20 protein-coding genes and 1 other annotated feature are annotated in these 21,964 nt (G+C 46.5%); of the genes, 13 read left to right on the top strand and 7 right to left on the bottom strand.

What is annotated here, in order from left to right; all coding sequences use genetic code 11:
• Positions 1-40 precede the first annotated feature (40 nt).
• The gene (locus B2U10_RS13950; protein WP_290753467.1) at positions 41-634 is read left to right on the top strand and encodes a metallophosphoesterase family protein; all 594 of its coding nucleotides are present in this window, start codon (positions 41-43) and stop codon (positions 632-634) included.
• A gap of 62 nt (positions 635-696) precedes the next feature.
• Here B2U10_RS13950 and B2U10_RS13945 read toward each other — a convergent pair whose 3' ends face one another.
• Positions 697-1,302, bottom strand: a complete 606-nt coding sequence (locus B2U10_RS13945) for a hypothetical protein (RefSeq protein ID WP_290788344.1) — start codon at positions 1,300-1,302, stop codon at positions 697-699.
• A gap of 30 nt (positions 1,303-1,332) precedes the next feature.
• Complete coding sequence (gene argS / locus B2U10_RS13940) at positions 1,333-3,015, bottom strand: arginine--tRNA ligase (RefSeq protein ID WP_056059865.1); 1,683 nt, start codon at positions 3,013-3,015, stop codon at positions 1,333-1,335.
• A gap of 59 nt (positions 3,016-3,074) precedes the next feature.
• Positions 3,075-3,294, bottom strand: a binding site (T-box leader).
• Positions 3,295-3,423: 129 nt separating this feature from the next.
• Between argS and B2U10_RS13935 the strand changes: the two genes are divergently transcribed.
• Together B2U10_RS13935 and B2U10_RS13930 are read left to right on the top strand one after the other, a co-directional pair.
• The gene (locus B2U10_RS13935; RefSeq protein ID WP_035412114.1) at positions 3,424-5,100 is read left to right on the top strand and encodes a GGDEF domain-containing protein; all 1,677 of its coding nucleotides are present in this window, start codon (positions 3,424-3,426) and stop codon (positions 5,098-5,100) included.
• Between the two features lie 15 nt (positions 5,101-5,115).
• A complete protein-coding gene (locus tag B2U10_RS13930) occupies positions 5,116-5,898 on the top strand; it encodes an alpha/beta hydrolase (protein WP_056059862.1) in 783 nt (260 codons plus the stop codon).
• A gap of 61 nt (positions 5,899-5,959) precedes the next feature.
• On the opposite strand, the gene B2U10_RS13925 is transcribed toward B2U10_RS13930, so the two are convergent.
• Complete coding sequence (locus tag B2U10_RS13925) at positions 5,960-6,874, bottom strand: rhodanese-related sulfurtransferase (RefSeq protein WP_023469680.1); 915 nt, start codon at positions 6,872-6,874, stop codon at positions 5,960-5,962.
• A 238-nt stretch (positions 6,875-7,112) separates the two neighbouring features.
• On the opposite strand from B2U10_RS13925, the gene B2U10_RS13920 reads away from it, so the two are divergent.
• From B2U10_RS13920 to B2U10_RS13905, 4 genes are all read left to right on the top strand, one after another.
• The gene (locus B2U10_RS13920) at positions 7,113-7,760 is read left to right on the top strand and encodes a TVP38/TMEM64 family protein (protein ID WP_023469681.1); all 648 of its coding nucleotides are present in this window, start codon (positions 7,113-7,115) and stop codon (positions 7,758-7,760) included.
• A 264-nt stretch (positions 7,761-8,024) separates the two neighbouring features.
• On the top strand, positions 8,025-8,351 hold the full coding sequence (locus B2U10_RS13915) for a DUF485 domain-containing protein (RefSeq protein WP_056059859.1): 327 nt from the start codon (positions 8,025-8,027) through the stop codon (positions 8,349-8,351).
• On the top strand, positions 8,348-9,904 hold the full coding sequence (locus B2U10_RS13910) for a solute symporter family protein (RefSeq protein ID WP_035412105.1): 1,557 nt from the start codon (positions 8,348-8,350) through the stop codon (positions 9,902-9,904). Before B2U10_RS13915 ends, B2U10_RS13910 begins: the two co-directional genes overlap by 4 nt.
• Positions 9,905-10,018: 114 nt before the next feature.
• The gene (locus B2U10_RS13905) at positions 10,019-10,876 is read left to right on the top strand and encodes a sulfite exporter TauE/SafE family protein (RefSeq protein WP_035412101.1); all 858 of its coding nucleotides are present in this window, start codon (positions 10,019-10,021) and stop codon (positions 10,874-10,876) included.
• A gap of 57 nt (positions 10,877-10,933) precedes the next feature.
• Here B2U10_RS13905 and B2U10_RS13900 read toward each other — a convergent pair whose 3' ends face one another.
• Positions 10,934-12,310: an alanine/glycine:cation symporter family protein gene (locus tag B2U10_RS13900; RefSeq protein WP_290788337.1), complete on the bottom strand. Its 1,377-nt coding sequence runs from the start codon at positions 12,308-12,310 to the stop codon at positions 10,934-10,936.
• Positions 12,311-12,455: 145 nt separating this feature from the next.
• Between B2U10_RS13900 and B2U10_RS13895 the strand changes: the two genes are divergently transcribed.
• The 3 genes from B2U10_RS13895 to B2U10_RS13885 all read left to right on the top strand — a co-directional run bounded on the left by B2U10_RS13895 (position 12,456) and on the right by B2U10_RS13885 (position 15,952).
• Positions 12,456-13,673, top strand: a complete 1,218-nt coding sequence (locus tag B2U10_RS13895) for a PucR family transcriptional regulator (protein WP_290753489.1) — start codon at positions 12,456-12,458, stop codon at positions 13,671-13,673.
• 121 nt (positions 13,674-13,794) lie between these two features.
• Positions 13,795-14,919: an alanine dehydrogenase gene (ald, locus tag B2U10_RS13890; protein WP_029342897.1), complete on the top strand. Its 1,125-nt coding sequence runs from the start codon at positions 13,795-13,797 to the stop codon at positions 14,917-14,919.
• A 172-nt stretch (positions 14,920-15,091) separates the two neighbouring features.
• Positions 15,092-15,952: a tetratricopeptide repeat protein gene (locus tag B2U10_RS13885; RefSeq protein WP_290788334.1), complete on the top strand. Its 861-nt coding sequence runs from the start codon at positions 15,092-15,094 to the stop codon at positions 15,950-15,952.
• Between the two features lie 3 nt (positions 15,953-15,955).
• Here the strand turns inward: B2U10_RS13885 and B2U10_RS13880 are convergent, their stop codons facing one another.
• Positions 15,956-16,603, bottom strand: coding sequence for a diacylglycerol/polyprenol kinase family protein (locus B2U10_RS13880; RefSeq protein WP_290788331.1), 648 nt, complete (start codon positions 16,601-16,603; stop codon positions 15,956-15,958).
• Between the two features lie 111 nt (positions 16,604-16,714).
• Between B2U10_RS13880 and B2U10_RS13875 the strand changes: the two genes are divergently transcribed.
• On the top strand, positions 16,715-17,338 hold the full coding sequence (locus B2U10_RS13875) for a DUF1836 domain-containing protein (RefSeq protein WP_035412080.1): 624 nt from the start codon (positions 16,715-16,717) through the stop codon (positions 17,336-17,338).
• A gap of 45 nt (positions 17,339-17,383) precedes the next feature.
• Here B2U10_RS13875 and B2U10_RS13870 read toward each other — a convergent pair whose 3' ends face one another.
• Entirely contained in the window at positions 17,384-17,860 is a 477-nt protein-coding gene (locus B2U10_RS13870; RefSeq protein WP_023469691.1) for a hypothetical protein, read from the bottom strand.
• Positions 17,861-18,031: 171 nt separating this feature from the next.
• Entirely contained in the window at positions 18,032-18,376 is a 345-nt protein-coding gene (locus B2U10_RS13865) for a restriction endonuclease (RefSeq protein WP_231496919.1), read from the bottom strand.
• 345 nt (positions 18,377-18,721) lie between these two features.
• Here B2U10_RS13865 and B2U10_RS13860 point away from each other — a divergent pair, with 345 nt between their 5' ends.
• Both B2U10_RS13860 and B2U10_RS13855 read left to right on the top strand, forming a co-directional pair.
• Entirely contained in the window at positions 18,722-20,854 is a 2,133-nt protein-coding gene (locus B2U10_RS13860; protein WP_290788328.1) for a PAS domain-containing sensor histidine kinase, read from the top strand.
• Positions 20,854-21,918, top strand: coding sequence for an SDR family oxidoreductase (locus B2U10_RS13855; protein WP_290788325.1), 1,065 nt, complete (start codon positions 20,854-20,856; stop codon positions 21,916-21,918). The genes B2U10_RS13860 and B2U10_RS13855 overlap by 1 nt, the downstream gene beginning before the upstream one ends.
• Positions 21,919-21,964 lie beyond the last annotated feature (46 nt).

The following is a 21,964-nucleotide window of genomic DNA, read 5'->3' as shown; positions in this document are numbered from 1 at the left end:
CGCATTTTCGGGTATCTCCTTAACAAAGGAGTGGTCGATCATGCGTTATGCCCTTTTTGCGGATCTTCACAGTTCAGTAGCCGACACAGCGGCTGTCCTAGCTGACATACGACAGCTCGCTCCCGATGCGCATTTGTTTTGTCTCGGTGATGTTCATGAATGCCATGTCGGTAAAAAGCGAGCGAAGCGCTATTCTTTCGAATCGCTCTCCCTCGTCGTGACGCTTGATGATGATTTTTTAAACCTAATTGATTTTAAGACGTTACTGGGTAATCAAGAAGAGCGCATCCTGTCGCTCGTTCCACCGCAACTATCTCCTGTCATCGATGCGTTACGCGACTGCCCTCGAAAACAACACATCGAGGGTGCATTGTTGATTCATGGAGATCAATTGAATTGGTCCCGTGATTTTTTGCCTGATCTGTCACAGCAACGTGAACCAGTACTCTTTTTTGGTCATAGTCATATCAGAGGTTTGTTTCGAAATGGTATTGCTCTGTCGAGCCCATTGTATCAATCTTTATCCATTAATGGAGGACGATATGCCATCAATCTAGGTCCTGTCGTGTTCGAACGAGAATGGTGTCTTTACGATTCAGTGCAACAATCGATCGTATTCTATCAGGCGAAGTAAGAGGATACGACAAAAGCCGTCGGGCACAGGGCTCGACGGCTTTTGTTCATGCATCTTATTGATCAGAGATAACGGACAAGCGATGCCTTGACGATATCCACTTGTGTGAAGTTCGTCTCTTCCGCGAATGCTTCGATGACTTGACGGACATCCCCTTGACGACGAACGAAGCTCGTCGGAACTGGTGTTGTACCGACAAGTTGCTCATGCAAACTCGTCAATCGATGATCATCGATGATCGTCGTCATCAAATCAAGGAACAGAAGAACATGCAGACGGTTCAAATAATCCCATGGTTTATCTTCCGAACGGAATTCATTACGAGCGAGCCATTTTTTTAATCCGATCGCATCGATTTGACTCAACGTCTCTGTCGTGCGTGCCGACTTCCAAAGCGTCAACAGTTCGCCGAGTTTTTTTCGTGTCTGTTTCTTACTCATGAAGAATTCAAAATTGTCTTTCGTGCGCAACGCGTCTCCTTCAATCGGAGCAATCAAATCAGCTTCCGGCGCCGTCACGAAATCGTGAACGAAATCGACAGACTCTCCCGGTAACCAAGCAGCGACTTTCCCGTGAAAATCAGCCATGAAGGCGACGGTTTCTGCCAAAGGCTCCTGCTTCATCTGTGAAGCAGCTTGCTGTAATCGGTCTTTCGTCTCAGTCTTCATAATCTACCTCTTCTTATTCGTGGATTGGTCTTACATTTCTTCCGGAGCGCCGACACCAAGTAAACGAAGACCTTCTGTCAAGACGATCGTGACGGACTTGACGAGTGCAAGACGCGATTGTTTTGCTGCGTCATCTTCGAGAACACGGACGTGTCCGTAGTATTTATTGAAGCTTTGTGCAAGATCTAAGACGTAACGGCTGATGATTGACGGCTCGCGACGTGTAAACGCGCGATCGATGACCGTCGAGAATTGGTTTAGCATCGAGACGACACCCCATGCATGATCATCGGCACTACCAGCGAATGGTGTGCCATCATAGCTACCTTTACGGAGCAATGAGTGCGCACGAGCATTCGTATACTGGACATACGGTCCTGTTTCACCTTCGAATTTCAACATCTGCTCAAGATCGAACTCGATATTATTCATCCGTTCATTTTTCAAATCATGGAAGATGACGGCGCCAACACCTACTTGACGAGCTGTGGCTTCGGCATTCGCTAAGTTCGGATTTTTTTCCGCGATGTTTTGCTTCGCGACGTCGATTGCTTCTTGTAGTACTTCTTCAAGTAAGACGATCCGACCTTTACGCGTCGACATTTTCTTTCCGTCTTTCATAATCAAACCGAACGGTACATGGTGCATTCCGTCGACGTTCTCAAATCCAAGTTTCTTCAGGACTGCGAACAATTGCTTGAAGTGAAGCGCTTGTTCACCGCCAACGACGTAGAATGCTTGCTCAAAGCGGTACGTTTCGAGACGATAGACAGCAGCTGCTAAGTCACGTGTCGCATAAAGCGTTGCGCCATCTTTCTTTTTAATCAAGGCAGGTGGCATACCCTCTGCTTCGAGGTCAACGACCATTGCCCCTTCTGATTCGACGAGGAGATCTTTTTCTTCGAGCAAATCGATGACGTGTTGCATCTTATCGTTGTAGAAGGCTTCTCCGTTCAAACTATCGAATTTAACACCGAGCATCTCATAAACACGGTTGAACTCGACGAGTGAGACTTCACGGAACCACGTCCAAAGCGTCGTTGCCTGCTCATCACCTTGTTCGAGTTTTTTGAACCAGAGACGTCCTTCGTCCTCAAGCGTCGGATTTGTTTCCGCTTCTTCGTGGAACCGGACGTATAATTTCAACAATTCCTTGATTGGTTCTGCACGGACCGCTTCTTCCTCACCCCACATCGTGTAAGCCACCATCAATTTCCCGAACTGTGTTCCCCAGTCCCCTAAGTGGTTGACACCGACGACGTCGTACCCTTTTTTACGTGAGATTTGGTTGAGCGCATTTCCGATTACTGTTGAACGTAAGTGACCCATCGAGAAAGGTTTCGCGATGTTTGGTGATGAAAAATCAGTGACGATCGTTTTTCCATTCGCTTCACTTGATCCGAACGCCTCTTGCTCCGTCAGGACTTGGTTGACGATTTCTTGCGAGACGACTTCCCGGTTCAAGAAGACGTTAATGTAAGGACCAACAGCTTGAACGTTCGAGAACAACGGCGCATCAATTTTTTCTGCGAGCTCCGAAGCAATCATGTTCGGTGCTTTACGGAATGCTTTCGCGAGCATGAAACATGGGAATGCCAGATCTCCATGATCTTCATGTTTCGGTTGCTCGATCAGTTGTTCGATTTGTTCAACCGATAAGGCACCTTCCATGACTTGATGTAATACTTCTGCGTATTGCGTTTTATAACTCATCTTTATTTCCTCCTGCTTCACTGATTTTTGGCAATAAAAAACGCCCCTTGCGCCACGCGCAAAGAGACGGAATGACCGCGGTACCACTCTTCTTGGTGTCATTTTTGACACCCACCTTGTTCGGGGATAACGGGGTTCCCCCGGCTACGCCTTTTCCTTCAGGAATCGGGTAGCGTCTCAGAAGTGCGCTTCACGACCGGTTCGTCCTCAGGCTTCCACCATTCCCTGATTCGCTAGTTGACGAAAATCAACCGTTACTCTCTTCATCATCGACTGTATTCGATATCTTTCACATTATACGCAATTCTTTCTTTTCTCTCAACCTTATTTTTTTGGTAAATGGCTTATCAAAATTTCCACAATTCGGGTATAGGAATAAAAGATACTTCTCAGGGGGAGGGATGTTTCATGCGCTACTACCAACAGGTAGCCCGGACGAGCTGGATCGTTTTCAGTCTCGTCGCCTTGACGTTATTATTGATTGGCATCGTTCATCCACCTACCTTCCATCCTTCCATCTCCATCGTCAATACTCTTTATTTGTTTGGGCTCGTTCTCCTGTTTCAGTTCGATAATGTCCGTCGTGGTGGCATTTATTATACATTCCAAGAAGGAATCATCTTATTTTTATTCCTCAATTACGGTTTGACGTACGCTTTGATTTTAAGCCAAGTCGGTATTCTCGTCTTTCAATTCATGTCTCACCGAAAAGCGATTCGCTGGAAACGTTTCGCCTATCTCTACCCGATCAACGCCTTGTTTGATTTAGTCTACATCTCGCTTCCGGTATTTGCGTATGAAGCGCTCGGTGGACCGATCGGCTCAAACTTTACGTATACGAAAGCCCTGCTTCCCTTCATCGGCTTTTTGATCACTGTCTTCCTTGTCTCTTACTTCCAATGTCTGTTCGTCAATCGCTTCCTCTACTTGAAATACGATTGGCGACGTCTCGTGAAGCTTCAGTCCCTCGTTTATGGAATCAGCATGTTAAGTGCTCTACTTGGAATCTGGTTCTACGATGAAAGTCCGCTCGTCGCGGCTACAGTATCCGCCTTGATTCTCTTCTTGTTCAAACGTCTGTTGCAAGAACGTGGTGACTCCCTTGAAGCAAACGATAATGCCAAACGATTTGATGATGCGAAGGAACACTTGTTGATTTCCCGCTTCGAGCGCGAGACGATCGATTCGTTACTCCTCGATTTACCACATCTGTTGCCGTTTTCTGAAGGTTGGATCTCAATTCAACAACAGCGGAAACAAGTCATCTATAACATTCGGACGAAACAACCAATCGACGTGTTACCACTGTTTCATTCCTTGTCAGCTGACGATTTGCATACCCCAATCATCTATGGTCTGCGTTGCGACTGGGGAAACGATATTCAAATCGGATTGCCTGTCGATCGTCACTCGATGCTAGCGATTCCTTCGATTACGAGCGGAGAGGTCGATGTTTCGATCATCCTGTTCCATCAAGTCGCAGACGCCTATGATGTGACAAATGCTGACGAATTATCTCGTTTGCTTCGTACCTTTTGTCGCGTCTTAGAACGCTCACGTGAAACGGTCCAACTCTATACGGAAAGTCGGACCGATGCTTTGACCGAATTACCGAATAGCCGTGCTTTTTATGAACACGGTCGGCAGGAATTTGCCGCTGACTCCTACCCGCTCTCCGTAATTCTGTTCGATATCGATCATTTCAAACGTGTCAATGATACGTACGGTCATAAAGTAGGTGATCTCGTCCTTCGTGAACTCGGTCGACGCATCCAGGCGATCCAATTGCAACATGATGATGTCTTTGCTGCTCGTTATGGTGGGGAGGAATTCGTGCTTCTGTTGCGAAATGGTAGTCAAGAGGCTGCTATTCAGATTGCCGAGACGGTCCGCCATGCGGTTATGGATCGTCCCTTCCTCGTCGATGGTCACCGACTGTCCTTAACCGTCAGCCTCGGAATTGATACAGTGGATGAAAGATATCAACGGACGTTCGAAGAATCGTTACGTCAAGCCGACCATGCACTCTATGTCGGCGGAAAACACAACGGACGCAATTGTACCGCGCATTATGCAAACCTTTGAAAGGTCGTGACTCTATTGTCGATTACGGAAATTGAAATGACGCTACCGACATCACAAGCCCACCGGACGATTCGAATTCATCGTCCGCCCCATTTGGATCCTTCTGAAGCATTACCAGTAATTTATATGCATGATGGACAAAACGTCTTTAGTGGAGAAACCGCCTCGTTCGGAAAAGGCTGGGAGATTCATCTTGCACTACAACAGACACAGATTCCGGCAATGGTCGTCGCGATTGACAGTCCAGAAGATGGAATGGATCGGTACGATGACTATGCTCCTTGGAGTGACGAAGCCTTATTGATGCGGAGCGCCTATCCTTCGCATCGGACGTCAATTGGTGGCAACGGTAAGGTCTATATGGACTGGATCATCCGCGAGTTAAAACCATACATTGATGCCAACTATGCGACACGCCCTGATGATACGACAATGATCGGCAGTTCGATGGGTGGCGTCATCTCGCTATATGGATTATTCGCGTATCCGGAAGTCATCACGCGCGTCGCTGCCTTATCGACTGCCGGATGGGCAAACTTCTCCTCACTCCTTGAATTCATCGAGCGAAGCCCGTCTCTGTCTGCAACGCATCGCTGTTATATGGACGTCGGCACAAAAGAAGTGAGTGGTCCGATGACCGAGACGGATTATTTACACACGAATGATGTCTTAGCGCGAGCGGTCGAACAGAAACTCACTCAAAGTCGCTATACAATCATTCCGGAAGCAATCCATCATGAAACGGCCTGGGCCAAACGTTTGCCAGATATTTTACGTTACTTGTTCCCGTCCTCTTGAATACACAAAAAAAAGCCGGACGGTTTCTATTAAAGAAATCATCCGGCTTTTTACGCGTGCCTTATACTAATTCTTCTTGTTGCTCTTTTTCATAACGGTTGCGCGGATGCTCCCGGCATTCATCGGAACACGAACGCATGACTTTTGGTTCGCATTCTTCACAGCAGAAGTGCTGTCGATTACATTCCGGGTTTGCACAATTAACATAGCGCGTCTCCGGTTTTCCGCAGTAGTAACATTCTGAGACGACAGACGGATTGACGGCATTGACAGGAACTTGTACACGCTCATCAAAGACGTATAGTTCACCTTCCCAGTCTTCTCCTTGTGTCTGTTCATCTTTTCCATACATGACGACTCCGCCTTTTAGGTGGAAGATATCATCACTCTGTTGCCGTTTACGGAAGTACGCCGTGAATTTCTCACAACGAACGCCACCCGTACAGTATGTGAGAACCTTTTTCCCTTCAAACAAATGCTCGTTCTCGTCTAGCCATTCAGGGAATTCCCGTGAAGCATCGACATCGACTTTTACGGCATTCTTGAAGTGTCCGAGGTCGTATTCGTAGTTGTTGCGTACATCGAGAATGACGACGTCATCTTGTTTCATCATTTCTTTCCACTCTGCTGGTTCAAGATACGCAGCGTGTTCTTCTGGTACGTTGAATTCGTCCTCAAAACGCCATGTGACGAGTTCTTTTTTGTAACGGACGAACGTCTTTTTGAAGGCATGCTCTTCAACTTCATCAATTTTGAATTCAATGTCAGCGAATCGTGGATCCGCCGTCAAGTCCTTCATGTATTGTTCCGTTTGTTCGACCGTTCCAGAGAGTGTGCCGTTGATTCCTTCTGGTGCAATCAAAATCCGACCTTTGATACCGAGCTCTTTACAGTAAGCAAGATGCTCTTTCGTTAGCTGTTCCGCATTTTCAATTGGAACATACTTATAAAATAATAGTACGCGATAAGGTTTCATATTCCTCATTAGCCCCCATGTCAGTTTTTTGCAGTAAAACGAACGTTGGCAAACGAAGCGTCTAGCTATTGACTAGCTGGGAACGCCTGCAAAACGCACCCATTTAAGTATAATACCAACTCCCTTTCGAATGTACAATCTACAATTCCTGAATCCCTTTCAAGGAATTTCATTCCCTTTCTGAATCAGAAAGAGGTAAAATAAAACACAGTAGTACATCTCGCAAGGAGGATTCCGAATGCTCCATACACTTCGTGACTGGATCGAGCAGATGATTTTCTTTCTCCAAGACTTACCTGGAGGAGCTGCCACCGGTTTGATTGCCCCGTTTCTTGAGTCTCTATTTCCTTTCCTACCACTCGTCCTGATCATTTCCGCGAATGCGGCAACTTATGGTTTTGGTATGGGTGTTCTCGTATCATGGGTCGGGAGCATGCTTGGATCACTCGTCGTCTTCGCTTGTATTCGATATCTATTTCGTCGTCCGGTCACGCGTTGGCTTGAAAAACACCATGCCGCGCAACAGTGGATTGAACGTGTTCGTCACATGAGTCCCATCTCACTCGGATTCTTTTTTTCGCTTCCATTCATGCCTGCGTTCATCATCACGTCCATTTCTGCCATGATTCAACTATCGCTGCGGACGTATTTGATCGCTGCTGGTGCCGGGCGTCTGATCGTCGTCATCATCTTCTCGCTAATCGGAAAGGAATGGTCCACGTTCCTCGAACGTCCGATGCGTCTTGTCCTTCTATTTTTGATTTTACTCGCCATCTGGGGAGTTAGTCGCGGGACGGAAGAATGGTTGAAGCGTCGTGCCCTTTCAAAACGTGCGGATCATTTACGAGAAATCGAAGATAAGATCGAACGTCCATCTGAAAAATGACTCAAGCCTGTCTATGATTCCATAGACAGGCTTTTTAAGCTGTTCTCATTTTTCTAGGGACTAGGTCTTTTGAATCATTTTATAAAGTGATTAATATATAAAAATAACGTTCAAACAATGTTCAATATTGAAAACGCTTACATTAAATTGGTATGACCAATATTAATATAATAATGATCTTTTCTTCTTAAAAATTAGGATAGCTTTTCCAGAAACGACATCCTTATAATGAATTTACATTCATTCCTTAAAGGAGGCGTCCTCATGCATCAAGTGTCCGAAGTTCAAAAAAATGAAGCGACTCAATCTGCTCCAGCAATCGTCGAGAGTGCTACCTTTCAACAATTGATGCGCCAAAAGAACGGCTTCATTCTTCCAGCTATTAGTTTTTGCCTTATTTTTTATTTTGCGCTTCCGATTTTGACAAGTTACTTCACGATTTTGAATGAGCCAGTATTCGGTGATATTACAGGAGCTTGGGTATTCGCATTTGCCCAGTTCATCATGACGTGGACGTTCTGCATGATGTATAGCAAAAAAGCACGTGCCTTTGATCGACTCGTCGAACAGATCAAGGAGGAGTCGAAATGAATTATACTGCCGTTGCCCTATTCGCAGCGATCGTCGGTTTGACGCTCGTCATTACATACTTTGCTGCCCGTAAAACAAAAACAGCTAACGACTTTTATACAGCGGACGGCGGACTCACTGGTGCACAAAACGGGATGGCGATTGCCGGCGACTACATGTCAGCCGCCTCGTTCCTCGGAATTGCCGGGATGATCGCTTTAGCCGGATTCGACGGATTCTTTTACTCGATCGGCTTCCTCGTTGCTTATCTTGTTGTCTTGTACCTCGTTGCCGAACCACTTCGGAACCTCGGAAAATACACGATGGCTGATATGATTGCCGCTCGTTTTAACGCCTCAAAAGTTCGTGGAGTCGCTGCCATGAACTCGATCGCGATCTCGATTTTTTACATGATCGCGCAACTCGTCGGTGCAGGTGCCTTGATTGAATTGTTGTTAGGAATTCCTTATACGACGAGTGTCATCATCGTCGGTATCTTAATGACGGTCTACGTCGTCTTCGGTGGTATGACTGCGACTTCGTGGGTTCAAATCATCAAAGCGATTCTCTTGATGGCAGGAACAGCCGTCATCTCGTTCATGGTCTTCGCGAAGTTCGATTTCTCGATCTTCAAGATGTTTTCAGAAGTGAAACAAGCCACGCCGCTCGGGGATTCATTCTTGAATCCTGGAAACAAATTTAAGTTACCACTCGATACGATTTCGCTCAATCTCGCGCTCGTTCTTGGAACAGCTGGATTACCACATATCTTAATTCGTTTCTTTACTGTTAAGGATGCTCCGACAGCTCGTAAATCCGTCGTGTACGCGACATGGATCATTGGTGTCTTTTATATCTTGACGATTTTCCTCGGCTTTGGTGCTGCTGCTTTCGTTGGTTCTGAAGATATCATCGCTGCTAATGCTGCTGGTAACATGGCTGCGCCACTTCTCGCTAAAGCACTTGGTGGCGATTTACTCTTTGCCTTCGTCGCTGCGGTCGCTTTTGCGACAATCCTCGCTGTTGTTGCAGGACTCGTCTTATCCGCTGCGTCTGCCTTTGCTCATGATTTTTATAGTCATATTCTACGCAAAGGGCAAGCAACGGAAAAAGAACAGATGACGGCAGCACGACTTGCTTCCATCGCTGTCGCCTTGATTTCGATGGTACTGGCATTGTTCGCACAATCGATGAACGTCGCGTTCCTCGTATCGCTTGCCTTCGCTGTCGCGGCAAGTGCCAACTTGCCAGTCATTCTCTTGACGATCTTCTGGCGCCGTTTCAATACTGGCGGAGCTGTCACAGGTATGGTCGTCGGGTTATTCTCTTCACTGATTCTCGTCGCACTCAGTCCAAACCTTTGGGCAGTCGACGGTTCAGCCTTGTTCGTCGGGGAAGCCCTCTTCCCGCTGACGAATCCAGGAATCGTCTCCATCCCACTTGGTTTCCTCGGAGCTATCGTCGGGACATTGTTGACGAAATCGAACGAGGTTGCCGGTAACTTCGAACGTATCTTAGTCAAGGCCAATACCGGTATCGATGCAGCAACGGAAGTCGCCGCGTCAAAAGAATAAGTTCCCCTTAACGGCTCCTTCAACCCCCTTGAAGGAGCCGTCCCCTTTTACATTCTTCTCATTCATTGCCATACTAAGTGAATAATAGAGAAGAAAAGGAAAGGAAGACTGTACATGGATCTCGCTTTTTATTATTTCTTAATCCTCGGATTTTTCATTGGAATCATTTCCGGATTTTTCGGAATCGGTGGCGGTATCATCTTGACGCCCCTGTTACTCATTTTAGGATATGCTCCAAGTGTCGCGATCGCGACGAGTCTTATGCTGACACTTGGATCTACCGTTTCAGGAACGATCTCTCACTTACGTCTTAAAAATGTCGTCTGGCGCGATAGTCTCGTCGTCGGTGGCGTCGGAATCATCGGTTCGACGATCGCGACACCACTCGTTCTTCGTCTAGAGGCAGTCAACGGTGCTCATCTCGTCATCTCAATCGTTTATATCGGTCTCTTACTCTACTTCGCGAATAAATTTTTACGTCCGAAATCAACGACGGGTGAACAGACGGGGTGGAAAAATCGATATCTCGCTCTTGCCTTCACTGGTTTGTTCGCCGGATTCATTTCTTCATTACTTGGTGTCAGCGGTGGCTTCATCATCACCCCGTTACTCGTCGGGATCGTTGGCTATGAGTTGAAACGTGCGGTCGGAACGAGTATTGCTTCCGCGTTGCTGATTGTCCTATCGGGACTTGTCAATTACACGGTCGCAAGTACGAACATCGATATCCTGGTCGGAATCATGCTGATCGTCGGTGCCTTGCTCGGAGCACCGATTGGCGCGAAGCAATTGACGCACTTCGAAAGCCCATTCGTCAAAAAGTACCTCGGTATCTTCTATTTGACGGTTGCGATCAGTGTTTTACTCGAGGTCATCGGCTGGAACGTCGCTTCACTCTCTGTCCTCGTTGCGCTGAGTTTGATTTTCTTACTGACACTCCTCATCTACAGTCGTCGTCGGACGAATGGATGAATCGTCTCATCATAAAAGCCGTGGTGCCTGTTTAAAGGCATCACGGCTTTTGTTCGTTTAAGCGACTCGTTTATGACCCGTCCGTTCGTAATTCCTCGTTTGTTCAATGACCAAGTGCGACAAGAACAGCATCCCGATCAAGTTCGGAATCATCATCAATCCATTTGCGATATCTGCGACGAGCCACAACGGTTCTAATTGCGCGACGGCACCATAACAGGCTGCGAGTGCAAAGAATACACGGTATCCTTCGTTGAAACGTGTCGTACCGCTCAAGTACTCCAAGCACTTCTCTCCATAGACATACCAACCGATGATCGTCGAATAACCGAAGAAGAAGACGGAGAATGCGACAGTCCATTCTCCAAATGATCCAAGGACGCTCGCAAAGGCGGTTGCCGTTAGTGCTGCCCCGGAAAGATTCGCATCATGCGTCATACCTGAATGTAGTCCGCCTGACGGATCCCAAAAGCCTGTCGTCAGAAGGACGAGTGCCGTCATCGTACAGACGATCAAGGTCACGATGAAGGTACTCGTCATCGAAATCAATCCTTGTTCGACCGGACGCTCACTTTTCGCAGATCCGGCAATCAATGCTGCTGTCCCAAGTCCTGCTTCGTTCGTGAAAATACCACGTGCTACACCGACTTGCATCGCCATCATGATCGATACACCGGTGAAGGCTCCTGCAGGCGCAAGCGGCTGGAGGGCGTACTCAAAGATTAAACCAAAGGCTGGTAGAATCTGATCCGCCTTCAATATTAAAAGGACACAAGCGGCACCGATATAAAGTAAGCTCATGATCGGAACAAAGATCGTCGAGATCGCACTGACGCGTTCAAGTCCACCACGAATCGATACATAGACTGCCAGCGCGAGCAGAATGCCGAAGAGTAGAAGCGGTACATGAAACGATTGCTCAAGCACCGTTGCCATCGCATTCGCTTGCACGGTGTTCCCGACACCAAATGATGCAATCAAACCAAATGCCGCAAACAAGATGGCGAGGAATTTAAATTTTGCACCTAGTCCCTTTTCGATATAATACATCGGTCCACTGACAGCTTCGCCGCGTTCATTTCGACTTCTAAAAAGAATCGCAAGAAGACTTTCCGCATATTTCGTCGCCATTCCGATCAAACCGATGATCCACATCCAAAAGACTGCACCCGGTCCGCCCATCGTCAAGGCGACCGCGATTCCCGCGATGTTTCCGTTCCCGATCGTCGCTGCAAGAGACGTCATTAACATCTGAAAGCTACTAATTTCCCCTTCACCCTGTCCTGATTTTTGAACAGACAATTGAAACGCTTGTTTCAAGCGACGAAACTGAAGACCACGTAAACGAATCGTAAAGTACACTCCCGTTCCTACTAACAACACCATGCTTGGAATTCCCCAGACCCAAGCAGATATCAGACGTAACACATCCATGCCATTTCATCCTCTCTCTTTTTTCCGAGGCTTACCGTAGCATGGAGTTGTGTTTTCATACAATACGAAAGAATACTTTTTGTGATTTTACACAACAGAAGCTATACTAAAGATACTGAACGAGAGAGAAAGAAGGGATTCCTCCATGTTAGAAGCTTCATACCATTCGTTAGACGATTTAGCGGAAGCGATCGGTATCGCCTTAAATGCGCCGATTACGATTGAAGATCGTAATCACCGTCTCCTTGCCTATAGTACGCATACTGCTGACACGGACCCTGCTCGTGTCGCAACGATCATCGGTCGCCGGGTACCGGAATCGGTCATCGACCAACTCTGGAAAGACGAAGTCATCCAGAGTCTCGCTACTCAAGACGATCCGCTCATCATTTCTGCGCGCACGGATGTTGGACTGAATGACCGCGTCGCCATTGCCATCAAACAAGATTCAGAAATTCTCGGCTACATTTGGTCGATTGCTCGCAGTACCCCGTTCACTCCATCAGAACTAGCAGATTTAAAGAAAGGAGCTCTGCTTGCTCAACGTCAATTACTAGCGATCGACATGCAGAAAAAACGGAAGGAAGAGCAGACGGAACAATTCTTCTTTGAGTTATTACATGAAGAACTATCCGAGTCGGAGATCCTGAAGATGTTTTCTAAGCTCCATGTCGCACCCCCTGGCATTAGTCGTTTGACGGTCATCCGTTTTTCAGAAGCAATCACACCACGACTTGCGGATCGTCTGCGCTATTTATTGACGATCCAACAGACGGTTCGTCCATTACTTTACGCATATGATGAAACAGATTTTATCTTGTGGATCAGCACAAACGACCGCGACGCAGAACAAGAGCGTCTACAGTTTGACGCCTTCATTCAGTCCTTCCGTCAATTGCTCGCGGAGCGGTTTGATTATACGGATTTCGTTGCGGCAAGTAGTGAAGTCTTCACGGGCGTCCAAGCGCTTCCGGAGCGTTACGAAGAGGCGGGTATCGTCTTACGTTTGAAAGATGCCTTTCCATTCGAACTGAAGAACGTGACGCGTTACGAACGTCTCGGCTTGTTTCAGCTCTTGCCAATTTTTTCAGAACGTTTGCGACGACGAACAGTTCGTCTCGAAGAAATCGAGCGATTGCGTGCTTACGATGTGAAACATGCCTCCTCTTTATGTGAGACGCTAGAATGGTTTCTTCATTATGATGGGAACGTCAAGCAAGTCGCTTCCCATCTCCATGTTCATCCGAATACGATCCTATATCGGATGCGACGGATCGAGGAGGAAGCTGGTATCCGGATGGAATCACTACCCGAACGTTCCTTACTTTATTTGTACCTAAAAGCAGACCGATATCCTTTGTGATTTTACACAAAGGATATCGGTTATTTTTGAAAACGCCGATAAAGTAGAGCGCTTTCATTTCTCGTATACTGAAGAAGAAGAGAAATTGATTTGTTTATTTGCGAAAGGGGATCGCGTTCACATGATCATTGGAGTATTAAAGGAAATCAAAAACAACGAAAACCGTGTTGCATTAACACCTGCCGGGGTAGCAGCGTTACATGCACAAGGACATCGTGTCATCATTGAATCGATGGCAGGCATGGGGAGTGGCTTCACGAACGAGGAGTACGTCAAAGCTGGTGCTGAAATCATCGCGACTGCTGCTGAAGTCTGGGCAACAGCCGAACTGGCTTTAAAAGTCAAAGAGCCAATCGCTTCAGAGTACCAATATTTCCGTCCGGACCTGACATTATTCACGTATCTCCATCTAGCTGCTGAGCCAGAACTGACACGTGCACTCGTTGATTCGAACATCACAGCAATCGCTTATGAGACAGTAGAGAAGAACCGCACACTTCCATTGTTAACACCAATGAGTGAAGTCGCCGGTCGTATGGCATCACAAATCGGTGCACAGTTCTTGGAAAAACCACACGGTGGTATGGGCATCCTGCTTGCAGGTGTCCCTGGGGTTCGTCGTGGAAAAGTAACAGTCATCGGTGGCGGTGTCGTCGGAACAAATGCTGCGAAACTCGCTGTCGGTCTTGGTGCAGATGTTACGATCATTGATGTTAGTCCAGAACGCCTTCGCCAGTTAGATGATATCTTTGGTAACTCGATCAATACATTGATCTCAAACCCGTACACGATTGCTGAAGCGGTCGCTGAAAGTGATCTCGTCATCGGTGCTGTCTTGATTCCAGGTGCAAAAGCACCGAAGCTCGTCACTGCCGACATGGTCAAACGGATGAAGCCAGGTGCTGTCATCGTTGACGTTGCCATCGACCAAGGTGGAATCTTTGAGACGGTTGACCGCATCTCGACGCATGATGATCCAACGTACGAAAAATTCGGTGTCGTTCATTACGCGGTCGCGAACATGCCGGGTGCCGTTCCACGTACGTCTACCCTGGCATTGACGAACGCAACGCTTCCGTATGTCCTTGAACTCGCGAATAAAGGCACACATCGTGCGCTTGCTGAAAACGATGCTCTTGAAAAAGGATTGAATGTCGCGCAAGGCTTCGTCACGTATGAAGCGGTCGCACGCGATCTCGGATACACGTACAAATCCGTTGAAGATGTACTTCACTTACACGCATAATTTCGAAAGTAAAAATAGCCGATGCTTCCTTTTCTAGGAATGATCGGCTATTTTTTATGAAATGAAGAAATTGCGGACGAATCTCTTCATTATTTCTTGAGGCACCACTCGGCTTGTCATATGATGAAAATGAAAACATATGATTTTGAACTAGTAGAGGTGATTTCATTACATGACACAAACCGTAACCGCTCATTCTCATGAACTTCAGAGCCATGTCGCTGAAGTTGCGTTACTCGAAGCACTGACATCTGATACAGAAGAGAACATACGTATTGCCGCAACCGAGCGCTTACGTGTTCTCGTTCCATCCCATCCATTGCTCAACATTGCTACAGCCCATTCCCTTTATTTCAAGAACGAACTCACTCAAGCGCGTCGACTTATTGAAGAGACGCACCAGCAAATCGGCGAGCATGTGCAAGGATACATTCTTCTCGGTATCATCAGTGAAGAGGAAGGATATATGCACGAAGCAGAACAGTTTTTCCTTTCAGCCATCACACGTTTCCCGGAAGAACCGGCAGGACATCGTTCTCTTGCCGTCCATTACAATCATCGACAATTTTATGGAGAATCAGCCGTCCATGCGTTTACATATTTAAAGAAAGTTGGCGCATCTGGAATCGATACGCTGATGGCTATTGATTCCATCCAACAACTAGACGGTCATTCGATCGATATGTTGGAAACACTCTATGCGTTAATCATCGGGGTATCTCATCTCGATAAAACGGCTGTCTTTCATGCGACTGCTTCTGCTAATCAAGGTATTCAATACGAGATGCTACATGCTACATTGAGCGAAGACAGCGACGATACACTCTACGCTAAACTCGACGAACGCATTTCCAATATGCTCGAGCACGGCTTGTACGCAGCTGTTTATGACGATTCCGAAGAAAAAATCTATCGCTATGTTTTCCGTGATATGTGTCGAGATATGACCATCCGTCATGCAGGATGGCGTGCGTACCCAGACTATATTCGACTACGTTTTCTCTATTTCAAACAATTGTTGTTACGCGACTGAAAGTCAAAAAGCAAACGCAACGAGTGCCGCGATCGTCCATGGCAAGATTAAGTTGTCGAGATCGCGATATGAGATTGCTTCGATTAAGGCTGCGATGTTTGCAAGCAAGAAGCCGTAACTGACAGCGAGCCAAATCGGTTGTCCATAAAATAAGAACGTTACAGTCAAAACAAGGAATGACGCTAAAAACAAAGCGATACTTCCTTCAAAGGAACGTTTCGTCTCACCGCGGACGTAAAACGTCTTCCCGAAGCGTTTTCCGACGAGTGCCGCGAGACCATCTCCCCAAGCGAGCACCATGCTTCCCGCAACGAGTGCCATCGGTTGTCGTTCGAAGAAGAATAGGACGAGTCCTGCCAATGCGAGCGGATAATAGACCGTTCCATAAGAAGGACGGTCGACGCCATGCATCTGTCCAATTCTTTTTCGTAATGTCAACAGATTGACGAGAGCAAAGAAAAGTAATGGTACGATCGCGATGTACCAGTGATCAAGCCATAGCAGCGCAAGAAATACCCAGTGACCGACAGCGACATGAATCCATTTCCGAACCGTCTCGGGAGAAAAACCGAAACGGCGTCCAACGAATTCAAGAATGACGAGAATGAAGCCGACGATTCCAATCGTGCCAATGGCAGCAAACCATTCCATCGTGATTCCCCCTTTCCTATTATTGTACGTTGTTTTAGTTGCCATTTGCCCTATTGAACCTTCATTTGATAACATAAGGTCAAATGACGTCCTAGAGAGGAAGTTTTGGAAATGTATGATGCTCAAGCAGTCCAAACATTATCAAGTTGTCTGCAACGCCTGAACGAGGGGAAAGGAATCGAACCCCTCGTCGCAATAGAAGGAACGGAATTGCCAAAGGTCATCAATCGCCTGAAACAATTCGATCCATTAAAAAATGGTTTATCGATCAATGAAATCGTTCATTTGGCAAATGCTCTAATCGGAGAACACATGTCAGCGACGACGATCCAGAACTGGACGAAACGTGAAGTTCGGGACATCATCGGCGTACCGCACCGTGGGAAAAAATACTCGATCAATCAAGCCGCCATCATCTACCTGTTGGATGATTTAAAACACCTCTTCTCGTTAGAAGAAACACGGGAACTGCTGACGATCGTCTTCCAGAACCCAAATATCGATGAGGATGATTTAATCAGCCCTCTTAATTTTTATCTCGTCTATACGCAGCACGCGGAGACAAGTGGACCGATCGAATTAACGGAGAAGCGTCTCAAACGCTCGCTCGAGCGGATTAACGCCTACCGCCCTGAAACTGTTCATGTCTTACAACTCTGCCTCTACGCCCGTCGTGTGTCGCATTTGACACACGAAGCCAAACAACGCCTCCATCATGTCCTGCAAACGACATGATGAAAAAAAGATGCCATCCATGTCATGGAAGGCATCTTTTTTTATTTAAACAGCTGTCAGTGATTTATAGTGGACGTTGTTCGTCAGACTTTTCAGGACAGAGAGTAGTTCGTACATCGAGAGCTTGTCAGCATCCTTGACAAGACGGTATTCATCACCGTCCTGCAATAATTCCGCAACGACTTCTCCGGCTGCACTCCGTACGGAGAATTTTCCTTTTGTCAGGTCGAAGGAAATCGTGAACGTACCACGCTCATATACGTTGTACTCACATTTCTTCGAGAAGAGCGAAAACTTCTCGCGCATTTGACCTACCTCTTGTCCATCATGGTTCATCACGACCCATTTCTTACATGTCGGAATGAACTTACCAAACGCTACCCCTCTACCTTCACCATTCATTACTTGAACACGACCGTTTTCGTCGTGTTGAACCGCACCGATCATTTGGTGCGCTTCATCATAAATCGCGGCATGACCTTGCGAAAAAACGCAACCCTGCACATAGACAACTTTGCGCAACAGAAATTCTCCTCTCACTGCTAAAACGTGCTGGTTTTTCGTCCCCAGTTTATTTAGACATCCTGTATAGTTTAACTTTCTTTATCTGTATGATATTTCGTTAACGAAAATGATTATTGCACCGTTTCTTCAAATTGACAACCCCCTTTTGTCGACAATCATTCGACAAGTTCAATGCAGGTTCATCTCCTTTGCAAATGCGAGCAATTCTTCCCGATCGATGAGGCGAACTTGATTCGGTTCTGCCAGTTGATACGCGGCTTCTGTAAAGGTCGAATTCGTAACGACCCATCCCTCGTCCATTTCGTAGAATGGAACCGAGGCAGCGACCTGTTGAACCGCTTCGAGCCCTACAGCCGCACTGTATCGCTTCGCCTGGATGGCAATCTTATACCCTCGTTCATCCTCTATCAACAAATCTGCTCCGAAGTCGCGTGAGGCAGGTGTCAACTCGACCCGATATCCTGCTGTTTCAAATAAATCGGCAAGCCATTCTTCAAATTCTCGTCCTTCCATTCGATCGAGTCTTTTTTCAAGCGATGGCGTTAAAACGGACAAAAGAAGAAAAAGGATACACCCTACTATACTGATGATTAAGATTAAAGGTTCCCAAGAACTCGAAAAAAAATAAGTTCCGAAAATTCCTATCATGGCAAACAAAGCTGCTAGTAACAATCGTTTTCTTTTTAATTGTTTCATCCTACTTTTCCCCTCTACTTCGTCGTGACCTTTTTTTCACTATACTAAAATTCTTCGTTGGTTGCTTCCTTCGACAGGAAACGCGGCTCGTCTTGCAGAAGTAAACTAACGAGGAAAGACTGTCTTAAAATCCACGGTCGAAGACCAGTCAGGAGGTAGCTCATGGCAGAACATTCATCTCCTTCATCGCTACGGATCATCCATTCGACGTTACGTGCTATGAAAGAACCCGTACTTCTTGTCGATGCAGATGGAAAGATTCACTTTCATAATGACGCGTTTCAACACCAGTTCATGACCGCTCCGGATAAAGAAACGATCCAGGAACTTTTTTCGATTACGGATGATTTGTTTCCGATCCAACAGGAAACCATCATTTTGACGACACATCAGTTAACAGTCACAGCGATTGAAGAGACGGACTATTTTCTTGTCCATGTCGCTTCTCTTAAAATAGAAGACTTATTCGATTCAACGCTTGATGCTGCCTTATTCATCACAGATCCGGAGTTTCGGATTCGAGCATACAACGAGGTAGCCAGTACCTTATTCCGATTCGATCTTGCTGAAGACATCATCGGTCTAAAACCGACGATTCTCCATGACGCAAAGGAAGTCGCTACCCGCCGTCAACATCTTGAACAACTGAACTTAAAAGATTTATCAGATGAACAACTCTTCTTACTCCATGGTCGGGAAGCGGAAAATGAATGGACCTATCATCGTCTGGATGGTTCGACGTTCCATGGACGGCTTTATATGACACGTCTGCCGAATGATACGTACTTTTTACTCATTCAGGACATCACGACACAAAAACAAATCGAATGGCACCTGACGAAAAGTGAACGCCGCTTCCGACTCTTCTCGGAGTCCGTCGTCGAAGCCGTCATTTTTCATGATCATGGCATCATCATCGATGCCAACCGTGCAGCAGAGGTCATCTTCCGGACGAAGCTTGAAAAGATGAAAGGAAAAACGACACTTGAGTTGATTCATCCGGATCATCATGCGCGTGTCTTACAACGAATCGAAGAGCATCGAGAAGAGCCCTATGAAGTTCTTGGTCAACGTGCTGACGGAACTTCTGTCGAAATCGAAGTTTTCCCACGTGAAATCATCTACAACAATATTCGCATGCGCGTCGCCGTCGTTCGTGATATCACGGAACGAAAAAAAATCGAGAAAATGCTTGAACGTGAAAAAAATGCCATCATGCGTCAACGTGATATCACACAATCGATTCTTCAAGCCTCTAATGAAGGATTCCTGCTGACGGAAGAGGATGGAAGTTTCATCTTCATGAACGTCAAAGCACGCAAGTTACTTGATGTACCAGGGATTGCGCCAAGTAAGATCCAAGAACGGATCAGCTTGATCCCGAATCTTGATTTGAATACCCGATTCGATATGTTACGACAAGTCGAAGAGCTACTCGCCGGAAAACATTCTGAACTATCGTTTCGTTTTACGTTACAGCGACCGAACGAATCAAGTCCACTTTATTTTGAATTTTATGCGACGGCGATCAAGAAGGAAAAGAGTCGTATTTCTCGTCATGGTTTCTTATTCGTTTTCCGTGACCGAACTGAGGAAGCAAAGATGGATCAAGTCAAGGATGAACTTGTCAGTACCGTATCGCATGAGTTACGGACGCCACTCTCATCGATCCTTGGGTATATGGAATTGCTTCGCTACCGAGAGCAACCAGCTGATAAAATCAAACGTTATGTCGAAATCGTTCATGAAGAGACCAAACGGCTGACGACACTATTAAATGAGTTTTTAGATATTCAGCGTCTAGAGGGTGGAAAACAGGAGTATATCTTTACCTCGTTCTCATTACGCGATCTCCTCACATCGACCGTCGATGCCTATCGGGAAACCGTCGAACACCGGATTGAATTGGAACTGCCGGAAGATCCTGTACTCGTTTTTGCGGATGAGCACAAAATCAAGCAAGTCATGTTGAACTTGCTTTCGAATGCTATTAAATACTCTCCACAGGCGGATCACATCCAAGTCCGTCTCTCGGCAAACGAAGAGAAAGCGACGTTCTCCGTGGCCGATTACGGACTCGGTATTCCACAAAATGCATTCGACAAACTCTTTACGAAATTTTACCGGGTCGATAACTCGGACATCCGAAAAATTGGTGGTACCGGACTCGGTCTTGCCATCTGTAAGGAAATCATCGAATCACACGGAGGAGCGATTTCAGTTGAATCAGAAATCAATGATGGTTCGACGTTCACCGTCGTTCTCGAACGCGATCCAAGAAAGGAATGGAATTGATGCGGACCTATTTCATGACGGGTTTTCCCGGCTTTTTAGCGACCAAACTAATTGAACAACTCGCACGTATTCCAGATCAAATCGCTTGTTTTCATGTGCTTCATTTATCGTCAGAACGAAACGCAGCTGTTAAGCGACGCGATGATCTTTTAGAACGCACATCCTTGCGACCTGAGCAACTCGCGTTGCACGAAGGCGATATCACGCTCGAACAACTTGCTTTGTCGTCTGATACACGGATGATCCTGCAACAAGAGGTCACACATATCTTTCATCTCGCCGCACTGTACGATTTAGCTACGGCATATGAACCTGCCTTTCGGATCAATGTCATCGGTACCGCGAACGTGACACAGTTTGCCCACACGTGCCGTGCTTTAGAACGCTATATCTACTTCAGTACAGCGTATGTCTCCGGTCTGCGCTCCGGAACGATTCTCGAAGAGGAATTACAGGCAAGTCGCTTTAAAAATGCTTACGAAGAAACAAAATACCTTGCTGAAGTGCGCTTACGCAAAGAACTCGGAACGATTCCCTATACAATCATCCGCCCCGGCATCGTCGTTGGACATTCTGAAACAGGTGAAACACCGAAATGGGATGGTGTTTATTTCGTTTTGAACGCGATGCGTCTTCTGCAATCCTTTGCTCCTCTTCCGTATCCTGGTCGAGCAAACGCGCTCGTCAATCTCGTGCCATATGATTATGTCATTGAAGCGACTGCTTATCTCAGTCATGCACCCGTCGGAAAAAATAAGACATATCATCTGACGGATCCATTTCCACATGGCGCACGCGCGATTTTCGAGATGTTACATGTCGCCTATTATGGACGTTACCCGCGTGGTATCGTACCATTTCGGCTCATCAGTACAGCGTTGACACCCACCGTCGCAAAACGACTCCAGATGCAACGTCAGACACTCGATTATTTCATCCATCCTGTTCAATACGATACAACACAGGTCTTACGTGATTTACGAGATACTGGAATCATTTGTCCGGACCTAACAGAAACGATGCCTCGGCTCGTCCAGTATTACCAAACACACGCGACACACTAAAAAAGTCCAATCGCTCTTCCCTAAGGGAAGTCGATTGGACTTTTTT

The organism is Exiguobacterium sp. UBA7533 (genome assembly GCF_002479335.1).
In the GTDB taxonomy this organism is placed as follows: domain Bacteria; phylum Bacillota; class Bacilli; order Exiguobacteriales; family Exiguobacteriaceae; genus Exiguobacterium_A.
This window is presented reverse-complemented; position numbering and strand designations above follow the sequence as displayed.